Below are 15,325 nucleotides of genomic sequence, written 5' to 3'. Positions count from 1 at the left end.
TAAACGAAAAAATAGCAGCCGGAATGAACCAACTGCTATTTAAATCGTAATTTTATTTAATTATTAATCCTGTATCAAATTTTCAGGACTAGTCAATAATTGTTAATAAAACTACCTTTGCAGAAAATTGATAAGATGTACCGCAATTCTGCTAAAATTAAGCACATTTATTTTTCTTTAACCATTGTTTTACTATTCATCTCCACAATAGGGTTTGCACAAAGAACAATAAACGATGTGATGGATTCTACAACGGTAAATCACTTGCTCATCATATCAAAAAAATATGGCTCATTATCATTTAGCGGATACTTGCAACCCCAATTTCAGGTTGCACAATCAAATGGTACACAGGCAGAATACCAGGGTGGCAATTTTGGAGAATTTACCAACAACCGGTTTAGGTTGAGAAGGGGCCGACTGAGAGCCGATTACATGATGTTAACGGAAGATGGCGCTCCGTCTACCTACTTTGTACTTCAGTTTGATGGTACAGAACAAGGCGTGGCCATCCGCGATTTTTGGGGCCGTTATTACGAAAACAAATGGAAAATACTGGCCGTAACGCTTGGCCTTTCAGGTCGTCCGTTCGGGAATGAACTTCAACTCTCTTCTTCAGTGAGGGAAGCACCAGAGCGTGGACGGATGTCGCAGATTTTAATGAAAACAGAACGTGACCTGGGCGCTACTTTTACCCTGAATCCACGGTGGAAAGATGCTGCACTTAAAAACTTAGTGCTCGATTTCGGCATTTACAATGGACAGGGTTTAGCTGGTTCGGGTGAATTTGACAACAGTAAAGATTTCATCTTCAGGTTAAGTCATAAAACTTATGCATTTGATAAATTTACTATTGCAGGTGGTGTTAGTACGTTACAAGGCGGTTTAAACCATCGTTTACCGGTTAGCTATAAAATGGACCGGATTAGCGATCAATGGAGAATGGTAAAGGATTCATCTGCTTTAACCGTTAATAAAGTAGCCCCAAGAAGATATTATGGTGCAGATGTTCAGTTGGCCACAAAAACCAAAAGCTGGAAATCAGAATTTCGTGCAGAAGTAATATCTGGCTTACAAACCGGTACGTCAACTACCTCTACTACACCGGGCTCCTACCCCGTTGATAATAAATCGCTGCCCTTGCCTTACTATACCAGAACTTTTAACGGTGCTTACTTAACTTTTGTACAAACATTAAACAGTACCGATAACCAGCTCATTTTAAAATACGACTGGTATGACCCAAATACTAAAGTTAAAGGTATGGACATTTCAGCTGATAAAGGACTTTCGCCTGCCGACGTGCGTTTTGATACTTTTGGTTTTGGTTTTTTACATCATTTTAATCCACATTTTAAGGCGGTAATTTATTACGATATCATTAAAAACGAATCGACACTGCTTAAAGATTATACCGCTGACAGGAAGGATAATGTGCTTACTTTAAGAACACAGTTCTATTTCTAATAAATAATCGCACAATTGAGGAATTGATACAAATTCCGCTACCTTTGCTTAAAATTGCGCTGCTATGAAATTCGATTTTATGACGTTCAACTTAAGCGAGATCCTATCTACAACGATGGTGCTCTTTGCCATTATCGATATTTTAGGCGCCATTCCGGTTGTAATCGAATTGCGTAGAAAAGCAGGCCATATTGAATCGGAAAAAGCATCTCTGGTAGCTGCAGGCTTAATGATTCTCTTTTTGTTTGTTGGCGAATCGCTATTAAAAGTGATTGGATTGGATGTGGAATCTTTTGCCATTGCTGGTTCATTCGTTATCTTTTTTATTGCGATGGAAATGGTATTGGGATTAACTATTTTTAAAGAAGAAGCACCTGAAACGGTTTCTATCGTACCATTGGCTTTCCCTTTAATTGCCGGAGCCGGAACAATGACTACCCTACTTTCGTTAAAAACAGAATACCATACCCAGAATATACTGGTGGGCATTATACTCAACATGTTGTTTGTTTACTTTGTCTTAAAAAACACCAACAGACTGGAAAAACTTTTCGGAAAATCAGGCTTAAACATCTTACGTAAAGCTTTTGGGGTAATTTTACTGGCCATTGCCATTAAATTGTTCAGAAACAACACAGGGCTTTAGGGAGCGCTCAGAACTCGTCACCCTGAATTTATTTCAGGGTCCAGTTTGAGGAAAAGATGCTGGAACTTCCACCCGGCCGGGCGAAAGTTCAGCAGGACGATCAAGAGAAACAACACCTAAAATGACAATCCTCCAATCAATCTGTAACAATAATTCCATATATTCATCTAAACATAAAGCTTACATCATGAACAGCTTTGAAGAATATACCTTAATTATTGGAGCCATTGCCGTTTTGGTCGAGGCGGTGAAATACGTTAAAAGGAATTTCAGATCCTGGTTTGAACATACGTAGTGTATGCATTTAATCGTAATGTTTAAGCTTATTGCATTACGATTCACCATCAAGTTGGGAATACGATCAACTGAATAATCTTTCTAAAAAATAAGCGTGTTGATTCTAAAATCCTGATTAATCCTGGCTCCTCTTAATCAACCTGGCCACAAACATCGTATCAGCATTATTTTCATAACCTTTTATCAGTTCCATCTTTTCCAGTTCTAATGGAAGTGTATCGAGCATATGCTGCACAATAGCTTCATTCTCTTGCGCAAAAGCAGAACAGGTAATGTAAATTAAAGGTTTACCTGGTTTTAAGTATTTTACCACGTTTTGTACAATTCCCTTTTGGATGGTTGCAAACTGGTTGATTTTGCGCTCTTCAAAAAAAGTAAGCATTTCAGGTGTTCTTCCCCAGGTGCCCGAGCCGGTACAAGGTGCATCTAAAATAATTCCGTCAAACTGATAATGATGCAAAACCTGATCGTTGTTCTGTAAAAGATCAAGTTCTTTTTTATGGTATTTCTTAATTCCTGCCAGGCGGAAACGTTCATCTAAATTCAAGAGTACACTTTCACGCAAATCTGAAACTAAAAGTTCAATTACAGGCTCCAAGCTATGCAACAACAGGGTTTTTCCGCCCGATGCGGCACAGCAATCCCACCATTTATCCCATTTATTTGGTTTGAAATACAAACCTGTATGCTGTGAGGATAAATCCTGAACCTGGTAACTTCCATCGTTTAAAATGCTTTCAAGTTTGGTTCCATTAGGTAAAGCCAGGGCAGTATCATTAATTGCTTTAACTGCGATATTTTCAGCTTCCAGTCTGGAGATAATGACTTTAGCTTCTTCAGCTTTTACCCGGATAAACAGGTCGGGTTGCTTAAAAAAAGAAGTAAAAAAGGCCTCTTTATTAATACCGTCAGAAAGTGCAACATGTAAAGGATAAATCTGTTCTACATCAAAATCAGGATATCTGGCTTTAATCAGCACTAATTTTTCTTCGAGCGGCTTAGTAACGTTTTCTTTTAGGTCTGGCAGATTCTTTTCCACCAACAAACTTAAAGTATCATGGCATAGAAAATCCGCAATACTCAACCGCTCCTCATTAGGCAGTGATGGTAAAGCCTTACCTAATCTAAAAAAGCTGTAAATATGTCTTGTTGCCCATCTCCTGTCAGACGAGCCCATCTGCTTATGTTGTTTAAAATAAACAGGTAGAAAGCGATGTAAAGGCAAACTCCCATCATAACTGCTCAAAATCTGTTCAAAGGCTCTTAACTGATGGTCTGCTCTCATGCGTTAATTAATATGGAAGAAAATTATAGATTACTCAACTGGGCTCAAGGTGAAGTTTTTATACTTTAACAACATTAAACTGGTGTTAATATAGCCTAATTTTTCATCACGAATAAATGAAAAATTATTATGTAGCCCTTTGTATTTATCTTTTACGATATAATCCCTATAATCTTCACCATGGGTTACCAGTAACCTGCCGAAATAATAGCCAATATCGAAACCTTTGAAAGCATACTCTCCAGGCTCAAAACCATATCTATAGCGATACTTTTTGATAAAAGTAATCACATTACTGTTTTTATAGTCGATTTTGTAAGAAGAACTGATGATGGTATTCATATCCTGCAATTTATCAACAGGATAATTCTGCTTTACCCAATTCGGGTGACCAAAAAGTGAGATATTATATCCACCAGTTTTAAGATGTTTTAATTTGTACAGTTTTTCTATTGTAGGTAGTACAAAAGCACGGTCAGAAGAGGTAAGCACTACCGCATATTGTTTGCCTTTGATCATTTTTGTTTCAAAAGCATAGGATGAAGCATACTCCTGTATCACAAATTTGCTGTTGGTTCGCAGATAATTTCTTATTGGCGCGGCAAAAGCTTCGTCTTCTGTTTTTTTAGGGTTAATGAATACCACTATCGTATTGGCCGAATTGTAATTTTTAGTAATATAAGTGGCTATTTTTTTCCCATGCAGGCCTATATTATTTACAATGGATACCAGATTGGGATTATTGAATTCAGTGGGTTCGGAAGCAGCCAAAGGAGATACAATAATTGCATTATTTTCTTTGGCATAGTTGGAGATAAACTTTAATCCAGCGGGAAAAACAGGACCAATAATTAAATTGCTTTGTTTAAAACGTTCATTCTTATACAAGAGCGATATATGTGCATTATCATCCTCCGTATCGAAAACATTTAGTTTAAAATTTAAACCCTGCGCCGCTGCAGAATCCAACCCCAGTTTAAAGCCCTGATAAAAATCGATAGGCATGGCATACTTCTCAATCTCAGCCTTTGTGGCTGTTTTTAAATTTAGCTCATCCAGTTTAAAAGGAACAAGCAGCGAAACACTTGCCTGTGAAAACTTCTTCACCGGCTTTTTATCTACAGGCTTTTCTTTTTCAACCGGTTTATCTTTTTCAGGCTTAGGTGTCCTGATTTTAGGCGAACAGGCACCTAAAACTATCGTAAACAAAACCAGCACCCCATAAACCTTCTTAAAATTCATACCTATCATTTTTAACAAAATATGCTAGCAAAGTTTATTCCACCTTGCTAGCATAAGCGTATTATTTATGCAGTTTGGAATAAAAACTCCAAACTAAAAACTCACAACTTCAAACTGGAAGCTATTCCCACTCAATAGTTGCAGGTGGTTTAGAGCTGATATCATATACCACTCTATTGATTCCTTTCACCTTATTGATAATTTCATTTGAGATTTTAGCCAATACCGGATAAGGTAGGTGGCACCAATCTGCTGTCATCCCATCTAGTGATTCTACAGCTCTCAAGGCAATTACGTTTTCGTAGGTACGCTCATCACCCATTACCCCTACTGATCTCACAGGTAAAAAGATTGCACCAGCCTGCCATACTTTATCGTACAAGCCTGCTTCTTTTAGATTATCGATATAAATTTTATCAGCATCCTGTAAAATGGCTACCTTTTCAGGAGTAACCTCTCCAATAATGCGGATACCTAAACCTGGTCCCGGAAATGGGTGACGACCCAAAATAAACGATTCTAAACCCAATGCAGTACCTACTCTTCTTACTTCATCTTTAAATAAAGTTTTAAGCGGCTCTACTACTTTAAGTTTCATGAAATCTGGCAAACCGCCTACATTATGGTGCGACTTGATGGTAGCCGACGGACCTTTTACAGATACCGATTCGATAATATCAGGATAGATAGTGCCTTGAGCCAACCATTTCACATCCTGAATAAGGTGAGATTCTTCATCGAAAACTTCGATAAATACACGACCAATAATTTTACGCTTTGTTTCAGGATCTTCTACGCCCGCTAACTGACTTAAAAATTTATCTTTGGCATCAACACCTTTAATATTTAAGCCAAAATCTTTGTACTGTTCTAAAACACTTTCATATTCATTTTTCCGCAATAAACCATTATCAACAAATATACAGTGTAGGTTCGTACCAATGGCTTTATGCAAAAGAACGGCAGCAACGCTACTATCCACACCACCTGAAAGCGCCAGAACAACCTTATCATTACCCACAGTCGCTTTAATATCTGCAATGGTCGTTTCAACAAAAGCAGCCGAAGTCCAATCCTGGCTACATCCGCAGATATCAACAAGGAAATTTTCTAAAAGGATTTTTCCGTCAGTACTGTGCGTTACCTCAGGGTGAAACTGAATGGCATAAGTATCAGAATCTTTAATGTGGTAGGCAGCAACCCTTACACTATCGGTACTGGCAATCAATTCAAAGTTTCCAGGGATATCGGTAATGGTATCGCCATGGCTCATCCAAACCTGCGAACCGATATTGATCCCTTTAAATAATTTGTTTTCCTGATTTACAAAATTCAGGTTAGCACGGCCATATTCACGTGTTGAAGAAGGCTGGACGCTACCGCCTGAATGTTGGGCTATATATTGTGCACCGTAGCACACAGCCAATAAAGGATATTTTAAATGGTATTTTGATAAATCGATCTGGGGCGCATCTTCCTGACGAACAGAGTATGGGCTACCTGAAAAGATAATACCTTTTACATCAGGCGTAACCTCAGGAAGATTGTTATATGGATATATTTCACAGTAAATATTTAGTTCGCGAACCCTACGGGCGATGAGTTGTGTAAATTGCGAACCAAAATCGACGATAATGATTTTTTCTTGCATCCGCAAAGGTACCAATTAGATATGAGATTTGAGAGAGGAGATTTGAGATTTTTAGCTTGTGCGGAGCATTTTGAGCAGAGAGCATGGAGTGAGTGCTTAGCGAATAGCTTTTGATTAACCATAAGATAGTCCAAAGTCGGCAGTTCTGAGTCTAAAGTCAAAACTATAAAACGTATCTGCGCAATTATTCGATTAATCTCAGCAATTACAAACTTAATTTAAGCCGAGAAACTCTTCATCAGTCATAGAAAAATCTTCTCTGAAAATCATCTGAGCTTTCCCATCAAGTATTCCTAATTTTCTTCTTTTGGATTTTTTAGAACTAAAATAATTTAAGATTTCATTCCTCTTCCAATAACCTAAAACGATTCCTATGCCTAAAATATAAAACCTCTTTTTTCATTTGGTAAAATACTTAAAATAATTTAACCTATATCAATTACGTATTTTTTTTCAGTTACAAATTATTGGCCTTTGCCCTTAAACTTACGAAGTTTCCCCTGCCCATCCTCTGTTAAACTTCGTAAGGCAACGCGCAATTCACAAATGAACCAATGACAAATGAACAAGTGAACTTCTAAGATTCGATCAAAAGTACTTCTACCCCAAATTTCCTCAAAAAATCAACCCCTTCATCGCTTGGTAAGCCTTTATAAGCCGCATAAGATTTAGCGTAATACACCAATTTGATTCCTGACGATAAAATCAGTCGGGCACAGGCAATACAGGGCGACAAGGTAGTGTACAAAGTACATCCTTCTATTTTCGATCCATTTTTCGATGCGTATAGAATAGCATTTTCTTCTGCATGCAGCGCTAAAGAACAACTTCCCTTGCTATCGCGGGCACAGCCGTGCTCTGGCCATTCCTCGTCGCAATTGTGCGTACCTGCCGGCGGACCATTATAACCGATTGAAATAATACGGGTATCTTTTGTTAAAACTGCACCAACATGCGCACGAACACAATGTGAGCGGGCAGCTAAATCAGTGGCCAGGTTCATAAATATGGTATCGAAACTTGGTTTATCTGTCATTTGTTAAAATAAAAAGCCACAAAGAACTCAATCTTTGTGGCTGCTAAATTACTTTATTAAAAATTAATGTCCGCCAGAAATTTTCTGGTCGAAGTTAATTCCTTGTGATCTTAATATCGATGCCACTTTCCATGCATAAAACGCCAGGTAAGTAAAACACATAATACCAACAATATAACTGTATTGAATGCCGGTAAACTCAGACACATAACCTTGTAGCCAGCTAATAATTCCACCGCCCATAATCATCATAATTAAGAAACTGCTACCCTGACTGGTATGTTTACCTAAACCGCTAACGGCTAAAGTAAAAATACATGGCCATAAAGTACTGCAGAATAAACCAACGCTTGTAATGGCATAAACACTTGTCATACCTGTAGTAAACATCCCGATTAATAGAGCTGTAATACCAATGGCAGAGAAAATCAACAGCATTCTGGCCGGGTTACCTTTACTAGCCATATCTGCTGCAATCAGCACTAAAATTATAGCTGCGTAGACGTAAAAAGGAGCCAGATCATGTTTTGCAATGGCATTTACAACCAGGAAAATACCAAAAGCTAAATAAGGTGCGATAAAACGCAATACTTTTTGCGTGCTTACATTATCTGTAAAAGCTTCAACGGCGCCAGTCCAACGACCAATCATCATACTGGCCCAATAAAGTGAAATATAGGGTGCAATATCTTTAATTTCAAAGCCTAAATCTTTCTCCATATAAGCTGGTAAGTTACTAGCAGTCGAAACCTCAACACCTACATAAACAAAAATGGCAATCATACCCAAAACCAGTTGTGGATAATTTAATGCCGATCCCTTAATCGATTTAGTATCATCTGCTGATGCTTCCACCAAGGCAGGTCGATCAGGTAAAGATGACATTTTTAAGAAAATGGCCACAGCTATAAAAGCTACTCCTAAAATTAAATAAGGAATTTTAACGCTTTCTACGCTGATGTTGGTATTTGCATTTGCCGCCGATCCAAAAATGGCAAAACTGACAATAAGTGGTCCAATGGTTGTACCAAAGTTATTAATACCACCTGCAAGTGTTAAACGCTGCGAACCCGTTTTAATTGGACCTAAAGCAATAGCTAGTGGATTGGCAACAGTTTGTTGCAAAGAGAAACCCAAAGCCACAATAAACAAACCCGAAAGCATTAATGGGAAGGAGTGTAAATTGGCTGCCGGATAAAAAAGTAAAGTTCCGGCTGCTGAAATAACCAAACCAAGTGCCAATGAATTTTTATAACCGAGTTTGTTTACAATATCCTTTCCCATAATCACTGAGATAAGGTTATAAATTAACGCGCCCACCGTATATGCGATGTAAAATGCCAATGAAACCAACTGACTTTCGGATTGCGATAAATCAAATGCCTTTTTAAATACCGGGATGAGAATGTCGTTACTGGCGGCTACAAAGCCCCAAAAAAAGAATACAGTGACCAGTGGAATAAACTGCGCCCACTTGGTTTGCGTTTGTTCTGAATTCATATTATAAATCTAGTTTTAATGGGGCTAAACTTAAATAAAAAAAACTAATAACCAGTATTTTTTATGCAACCTATGCAACAAAAATAAATGTTACATGTTTAGGTATAAAATTGCATATTCGCATATTCTAAACAATACAATGCATGTTTGAAGCCATATTACTAGGTATAGGAGCAGGGATTATTTCATCGTTTTTAACAGGGCCTGTATTTTTTGCAATGATTAAAACGAGCATAGAAAGGGGCTTCAAGGCTGGTTTTTCTTTAGCCGTTGGCGTAATTATAAGTGATATTATTCTGATTGGCCTGGTTCTTTTTGGCAGCCAGTTTGTTGATTATAAATCAGAATTTGATAAATACGTTGGCAGTATTGGCGGTGTATTTTTACTGGCTGTTGGGATCTATTACCTGGTTTCTAAAATCACGGTGCATTACGATAGCACCACGTTACAAAAAGTAAGTAAAAGAGGTTATGTACTTAAAGGTTTTTTAATGTGTATCCTCACTCCTTCTACCCTAATGTTCTGGATTATTGTGAGCGGAATTATCTCTGTTAAGCTCAATAATATGCTTAACGAAAAACTGGTATGCTTTTTTATTGCCATGGCCACACAACTTGGCATTGATGGCGCCAAAAGTTTTTACTCTAGCAAACTCCGTTATAAAATAAAAGAGGATGCACTTAAAAAGCTGAATAAAATTGCAGGTGTAGTAATCATCTTTTTCGCCTTCTGGCTGATTATTAAAACATACCTGAAGTTTTACGCATAAAATTTACATTCCCCGCAAATTAATCTTGCATAGCATCTTTTGTTCCTTAATAGTTTTTTTTTGAAAAGCAATGACGGTGCTGCTATTAAGCGTTAGTCCTGCCAATGCTACAAGTCCTCGCCAGGTGAAAAACCAGGCTCCGGGCTTTCCGCGAATGTCAGGTTTAGGAACGAAAATGCAGTAAGATAAACGGAATCCAACCGAAATTTGTTCTAAATATGCTTTGTGCCTTCGTTGTAAAATCTCTTATGGAATATTCATTTTGGGTAGCGTGTAACGGAAGCGAGAATGCTAAAGGGGGCAGATTTCTCTGTTTCGCAGCAGACGAAAAGCCCGCTGGTTCAGTCGAAATGACGCCCGATTTGGATTCTGTTATTGACAGCATCGCTCAACGTCCCCATTCTCTGTGCAAACTCAGTATACGCAGTGGTAAAAGCAAAAAAATAGCCCATATCCGCGATATGAGCTATTCATTATTTTAAAATCCTTTTCAGGAACACAAATTTTAATAGGCTCTTTGGTTATTTCCTTCTTTCCAATTAATAAAAGCTTTATTAACGACTTTATTACCTCCAGGTGTAGGGTAATTTCCAGAGAAATACCAATCACCTTTGTTTTTCGGACAAGCTTCGTGCAGGTTCTCTAAACTCTGGTAAATGACTTCAACCTCTGCAACAGTGCCTTTTGGTGTAATAATCTGTGCAATTTTAGCTGAAATTTCTTCAGGAGTAAATGGTTTATAAATTTCTTTAACGTGGTTTACAATTTCCTCTTTAGGTAAAAGTAACGAAGCTTTACATTTCGTGTAAACATCCTCTATTACCTGCCACATACCACGCTCAGTAAGCAATTGGATAGCTGCATCAAAAGCTACAAACTGCCCCATACGGCTCATATCAATACCATAACAATCTGGATAACGGATCTGAGGTGCTGAAGAAACGATAATGATTTTCTTAGGGTGTAAACGGTCAACAATTTTAATAATACTCTGCTTAAGCGTAGTACCACGTACAATCGAATCATCAAGTGCCACTAAAGTATCCTGATGGTTATTGATAATACCATAGGTAGTATCGTAAACATGTGCTACCATTTCGCTACGGTCTGCGTCCTGAGTAATAAAAGTTCTCAGTTTTACATCCTTTACCGCCAGCTTTTCTACACGAGGGGCTAGAGATAACAGGTCTTCAAGCTGCTGATCGGTTAATGTTTCTTTTTTATGCAAAAGTATATCTTTCTGGTGCCTGCGTACATATTGCTGAACACCGTCTACCATTCCAAAGAAAGCAACTTCTGCTGTATTCGGAATGAAAGAGAATACTGTATTTTTTAAATCGTAATTAACCGCCTGAAGGATTTTATCGCTTAATAAGCGCCCTAACTGTTTACGTTCGCGGTAAATCTCTACATCACTTCCTTTTGAGAAATAAATACGTTCGAAAGAGCACGACAATCTTTCGGTTGGCTCGCGGAATTGCTCCATGCTTACCTCGCCGTTTTTCTTGATAATTAAAGCATGGCCAGGATCAATCTCTTTAACATCTTTAAACTGAATATTGAATGCAGTTTGCAAAGCTGGTCTTTCAGAAGCCGCTACCACAATCTCATCATCATAATAATAATATGCCGGACGGATACCTGCCGGATCGCGCATAATGAACGAATCGCCATTACCTACCATACCGCAGATCGAATAACCACCATCCCAGGTTTTGGCCGAGCGTCGAAGAATATTGGCAATATCCAGGTGATCAGATATTTTATGTGTAATGGCAACATTATCGTGTCCTTCTTTTTTATACTGATCAAAAAGCTCCTGGTTTTCATCATCTAAAAAGTGACCGATTTTTTCTAATACGGTTACCGTATCTGCTTTTTCCTTTGGGTGCTGACCTAACTCGTACAATTGCTCCAATAACTCATCAACATTGGTCATGTTAAAGTTACCGGCAATTACCAGGTTCCGGGTCATCCAGTTGTTTTGCCTTAAAAAAGGGTGGCAATTTTCGATACTGTTCTTACCATGTGTACCATAACGCAAATGGCCCAATAAAACCTCGCCAATAAAGCTGACGTTGTTTTTGAGCCACTCTGTATCCTGCATTAATTCAGGGGTGTTTTCCTGGATATCAACAAATTTGTTCTGCACATATTCGAAAATATCGGCTACCGCGTTAGATGCCATGCTCCGGTATCGGCTAATGTACCTACTGCCGGGTTTCATATCCAGTTTAATGGTGGCAATACCTGCGCCATCCTGGCCCCGGTTATGCTGTTTTTCCATTAAAAGGTATAACTTGTTAAGGCCGTAAAGTGCTGTACCGTACTTTTGCTGGTAGTAAGAAAGTGGTTTTAACAGGCGAATAAAAGCGATTCCGCATTCGTGTTTTATCTGATCACTCATTGTGTGGGTTTGAAGCCGCAAAGTTATCCTTTTAAACCATTACAACCTAAACAAAAATACTTTCTTTTAACATGATGAGTTTAGACTGACAGATGCTCCAATGTATGGCAATATGCCTTTCCTACTCAAAATACTGTATCATTAATTAGAATCATTCTAAATAATTTGCATAATTAATGCAAAATTAACACCTTTGTCTAGTTATTAAGATTTAGTCTAAATTGAAGAAACTTTACACATCCTTATTAGTCTTCTTTATTTGCTTCACTGGGCTGGCGCAAGTAAGAAATGTGGTTACCGGAAAAGTGGTCGACCCTCAGAACAAGCCATTAGAACTTGTTAACATCAAAATTGTAGAAACCAACCAGTATGCTATAACTGATAAGAATGGTTTATTCAGGGTAAATGGAACAGAAACCAACAACATTTTAACGCTGGAATTCACATATATTGGTTTTCAGAAACTGAGATTGCCGATAAAGATCAATACAGGAGAAACGAGCCTTGGGAACATTGCCTTGAAAGTGCTCGACTTAAGTCTCGAGAATATCGAGATCAATGCTAAAAGGAATTACTCGGGTTCTACCAACTCTTCGTTGATCATAAACAGAGATATGATTGAACAGACTCCTGCGTTAAGCGTGAATGATCTGTTAAACCAGATTCCAAATAGGAAAATCCAACCGCCATTGTTACAATCGGTACAAAACCTTAATCTCAGATCTGCCTATGAGCTGACTACTACAGGCAAAGGTGCATTTGAGCTGAACAATGCATTTGGTATAGCCATTGTAATGGATGGAAACGTGATCAGCAATGATGCCAATATGCAAAGTTATAATCCATTGAAAACAGGTGTTAGCGGGTCATTTGTTAGGGGATCGTACACCAATTTTGGTTTGAAAGGAGCTGATAGCCCATCTATAAATGGTTTTCCTGTTACAAGTTATTCTGGTGATTATACATTTGGAGGTACCGATTTAAGGCAGATCCCGGCAGATAATATTGAAAGTATAGAAATAATTGCTGGAGTTGCGCCTGTAAAATATGGTAATTTAACCGATGGTGCTGTAATTATCGAGCGCCAGGCAGGTAAATCTCCAGCTTATGTACGCATGCAATTAAGGGATAATGCAACATCATACAGTTTTTCAAAAGGTTTTCAGTTATCCCCTAAACTAGGCGCGCTTAATGTGGGTGTAAATTATGTCAATTCATTTCAGGACAACAGGGATAAGTTAAAAGCCTACCGACGTGCAAATACAAACGCCATGTGGACAAATAGCTTTGGTACCGCCAAACAATTAAAAAATACACTGAGCGTAGATTACGGGAAAAACTTAGATGGTATTAAACAGGATACTGACGACCCGAAGAGTACAAAAACCCGGTTTGATAGCTGGAACTTTAGTGTAGCCAACCGCAGTAATTACCGCTTCGGAAATGGTTTTTTGAAAAACGTAGGCTTAAATCTGAGGTACTCGGAAGGGCACCAGGTAAGTTATGAGGAGCAATTAATCAATGAAGCGTTTGTTGCCTACACAACAGCAACAACCACAGGCATCCACGAAGGAACTTACGACACGGGAGTTTATACGGCAAAATCATTAATTGATGGCAGACCGATTACCGCGAATGCAAACCTGGATTTTACCGGAGGATTTGAAACCGGCAACCTTGTTCATAATATCTCATTCGGTGGAAGTTTGAGTTATAGCGCTAATAAAGGTTTAGGACAAACCATAGATCCTAATGAGCCACGGAGCGGAACAAAGGTCGTAACTACGTCGTTATCGACTACGAGTTCGGAACGGTTTTATGACTATAGATTGGCTTTAGCCCAAAAAAATCTTGGTTTTTATATTGAAGATGTATTCACAACCAAAATCTGGGAAAAGCCCTTAAATGTAAGAGCGGGTATAAGATCAGACCTTCAAAATGGATATGGTTCATTTGCTCCACGAACAAATATTAATTATGAACTGAACAAAAATGTACGTTTAGGACTTGCTTATGGTTTATCGTTTAAAGCACCAGGACTTGCACAACTTTACCCTGGACCAACATTTTATGAGATCCCTTTACTAAGTGCTTATAATGGGAAGGTTAACGAAAGTACATATCTGGTTTATGTAAACCGTTTTGTTCCAACTGCTGCGAACCTGAAACCATCAAAGAGTGAAAGTATAGAGTTATCAGCCCAGATCAAATTGGATAAATTTAACTTATCGCTTACTGCATTCAATAAAAAATCACGAGATGGTATAAATACTTCCCAAAATATGCTGGCAATACTTTTACCAACTTATACAGCAACCCTAAACCCCGGGGCAAAGCCAACGGTTACAGAAAATGGCAGCAAATACTATGCGGTGAACCATTACGAATTTAAAAACGATCTTTCTTCAGATAATCAGGGTTTTGAGATGATATTAAATACCCCTGAAATAAAATCGTTAAAAACATCATTTAATGTTAGCAGTGGCTTGTTTGCCACAAGATATGGTGCAAAATCGAACACAATTACAAGCAAAATACCTACAACAATATCAACCGATCCTAATTACGCTTTTTTTGGTGTTTATGAACCGTTAAATAAGCAGACGTACTATAGCAATGGCCGTATCACAAGCATTACCCATATCCCAAAATTAAGTCTGGTAATTCAGTTTGTTGCCGAATTTGACCTGTTAAGTAAAACAGTTCAAGAGGAGAGTTCGAGGATTCCGATCGGCTATTATACAAGAGACAATAGATACATCGCTATATCAAATTTCGATAAGAGTAATACATCTTATGGCCATTTGTACATCACGCCACAGGAGCAAACAGAAAATGATCTACCAAAAATCATATCAAACTATCACTTCAGTATTGCCAAAGAAATTAAAAAGCGGTTCAAATTCGCCTTTAATGTTTACAATATATTTAATTATCAACCTTATTATATCAGTGGCACTACCTACAGGTTTCCAAATAGTGCCCCAACATTCGGTGCAGAATTATCATTAAAACTATAATAAT

Annotated in this window: 10 protein-coding genes; 4 read left to right on the top strand and 6 right to left on the bottom strand. The window is 38.1% G+C overall.

What is annotated here, in order from left to right:
* Positions 1-117: 117 nt before the first annotated feature.
* Positions 118-1,467, top strand: coding sequence for a porin (locus tag BLR60_RS16740; protein WP_208600660.1), 1,350 nt, complete (start codon positions 118-120; stop codon positions 1,465-1,467).
* 79 nt (positions 1,468-1,546) lie between these two features.
* Positions 1,547-2,113, top strand: a complete 567-nt coding sequence (locus tag BLR60_RS16735; protein WP_090501888.1) for a MarC family protein — start codon at positions 1,547-1,549, stop codon at positions 2,111-2,113.
* A gap of 412 nt (positions 2,114-2,525) precedes the next feature.
* On the opposite strand, the gene BLR60_RS16730 is transcribed toward BLR60_RS16735, so the two are convergent.
* The 5 genes from BLR60_RS16730 to BLR60_RS16710 all read right to left on the bottom strand — a co-directional run bounded on the left by BLR60_RS16730 (position 2,526) and on the right by BLR60_RS16710 (position 9,124).
* On the bottom strand, positions 2,526-3,695 hold the full coding sequence (locus BLR60_RS16730) for an RsmB/NOP family class I SAM-dependent RNA methyltransferase (protein WP_090501874.1): 1,170 nt from the start codon (positions 3,693-3,695) through the stop codon (positions 2,526-2,528).
* Positions 3,696-3,725: 30 nt separating this feature from the next.
* Positions 3,726-4,937, bottom strand: coding sequence for a type 1 periplasmic-binding domain-containing protein (locus tag BLR60_RS16725; RefSeq protein ID WP_090501886.1), 1,212 nt, complete (start codon positions 4,935-4,937; stop codon positions 3,726-3,728).
* Between the two features lie 121 nt (positions 4,938-5,058).
* Positions 5,059-6,588, bottom strand: a complete 1,530-nt coding sequence (gene guaA, locus BLR60_RS16720; RefSeq protein ID WP_090501873.1) for a glutamine-hydrolyzing GMP synthase — start codon at positions 6,586-6,588, stop codon at positions 5,059-5,061.
* A 577-nt stretch (positions 6,589-7,165) separates the two neighbouring features.
* Entirely contained in the window at positions 7,166-7,624 is a 459-nt protein-coding gene (locus BLR60_RS16715) for a deoxycytidylate deaminase (RefSeq protein WP_090501871.1), read from the bottom strand.
* Between the two features lie 63 nt (positions 7,625-7,687).
* Positions 7,688-9,124 (bottom strand): MFS transporter, encoded by a 1,437-nt coding sequence (locus BLR60_RS16710; RefSeq protein ID WP_090501869.1) that lies wholly within the window; start codon positions 9,122-9,124, stop codon positions 7,688-7,690.
* A 143-nt stretch (positions 9,125-9,267) separates the two neighbouring features.
* Here BLR60_RS16710 and BLR60_RS16705 point away from each other — a divergent pair, with 143 nt between their 5' ends.
* On the top strand, positions 9,268-9,894 hold the full coding sequence (locus tag BLR60_RS16705) for a LysE family translocator (protein ID WP_090501866.1): 627 nt from the start codon (positions 9,268-9,270) through the stop codon (positions 9,892-9,894).
* A gap of 505 nt (positions 9,895-10,399) precedes the next feature.
* Here the strand turns inward: BLR60_RS16705 and BLR60_RS16695 are convergent.
* Positions 10,400-12,301 carry an amidophosphoribosyltransferase gene (locus BLR60_RS16695; protein WP_090501861.1) on the bottom strand — a complete coding sequence of 634 codons (1,902 nt, stop codon included), beginning with the start codon at positions 12,299-12,301 and terminating at the stop codon, positions 10,400-10,402.
* 221 nt (positions 12,302-12,522) lie between these two features.
* Here BLR60_RS16695 and BLR60_RS16690 point away from each other — a divergent pair, with 221 nt between their 5' ends.
* A complete protein-coding gene (locus BLR60_RS16690) occupies positions 12,523-15,321 on the top strand; it encodes a TonB-dependent receptor (RefSeq protein ID WP_090501859.1) in 2,799 nt (932 codons plus the stop codon).
* Positions 15,322-15,325: the final 4 nt, after the last annotated feature.

The sequence above is a fragment of the Pedobacter terrae genome (assembly GCF_900100705.1).
Lineage (GTDB): Bacteria > Bacteroidota > Bacteroidia > Sphingobacteriales > Sphingobacteriaceae > Pedobacter > Pedobacter terrae.
The sequence above is the reverse complement of the archived record's forward strand: the minus strand, read 5'-3'. Positions and strand labels throughout refer to the sequence as shown.

What these genes read in the sequence shown, in the direction of transcription:
- BLR60_RS16715 (WP_090501871.1), bottom strand. Translation starts at nt 7,624, where the DNA reads ATGACAGATAAACCAAGTTTCGATACCATATTTATGAACCTGGCCACT.
- guaA (WP_090501873.1), bottom strand. Translation starts at nt 6,588, where the DNA reads ATGCAAGAAAAAATCATTATCGTCGATTTTGGTTCGCAATTTACACAA.
- BLR60_RS16695 (WP_090501861.1), bottom strand. Translation starts at nt 12,301, where the DNA reads ATGAGTGATCAGATAAAACACGAATGCGGAATCGCTTTTATTCGCCTG.
- BLR60_RS16710 (WP_090501869.1), bottom strand. Translation starts at nt 9,124, where the DNA reads ATGAATTCAGAACAAACGCAAACCAAGTGGGCGCAGTTTATTCCACTG.
- BLR60_RS16730 (WP_090501874.1), bottom strand. Translation starts at nt 3,695, where the DNA reads ATGAGAGCAGACCATCAGTTAAGAGCCTTTGAACAGATTTTGAGCAGT.
- BLR60_RS16725 (WP_090501886.1), bottom strand. Translation starts at nt 4,937, where the DNA reads ATGAATTTTAAGAAGGTTTATGGGGTGCTGGTTTTGTTTACGATAGTT.
- BLR60_RS16705 (WP_090501866.1), top strand. Translation starts at nt 9,268, where the DNA reads ATGTTTGAAGCCATATTACTAGGTATAGGAGCAGGGATTATTTCATCG.
- BLR60_RS16735 (WP_090501888.1), top strand. Translation starts at nt 1,547, where the DNA reads ATGACGTTCAACTTAAGCGAGATCCTATCTACAACGATGGTGCTCTTT.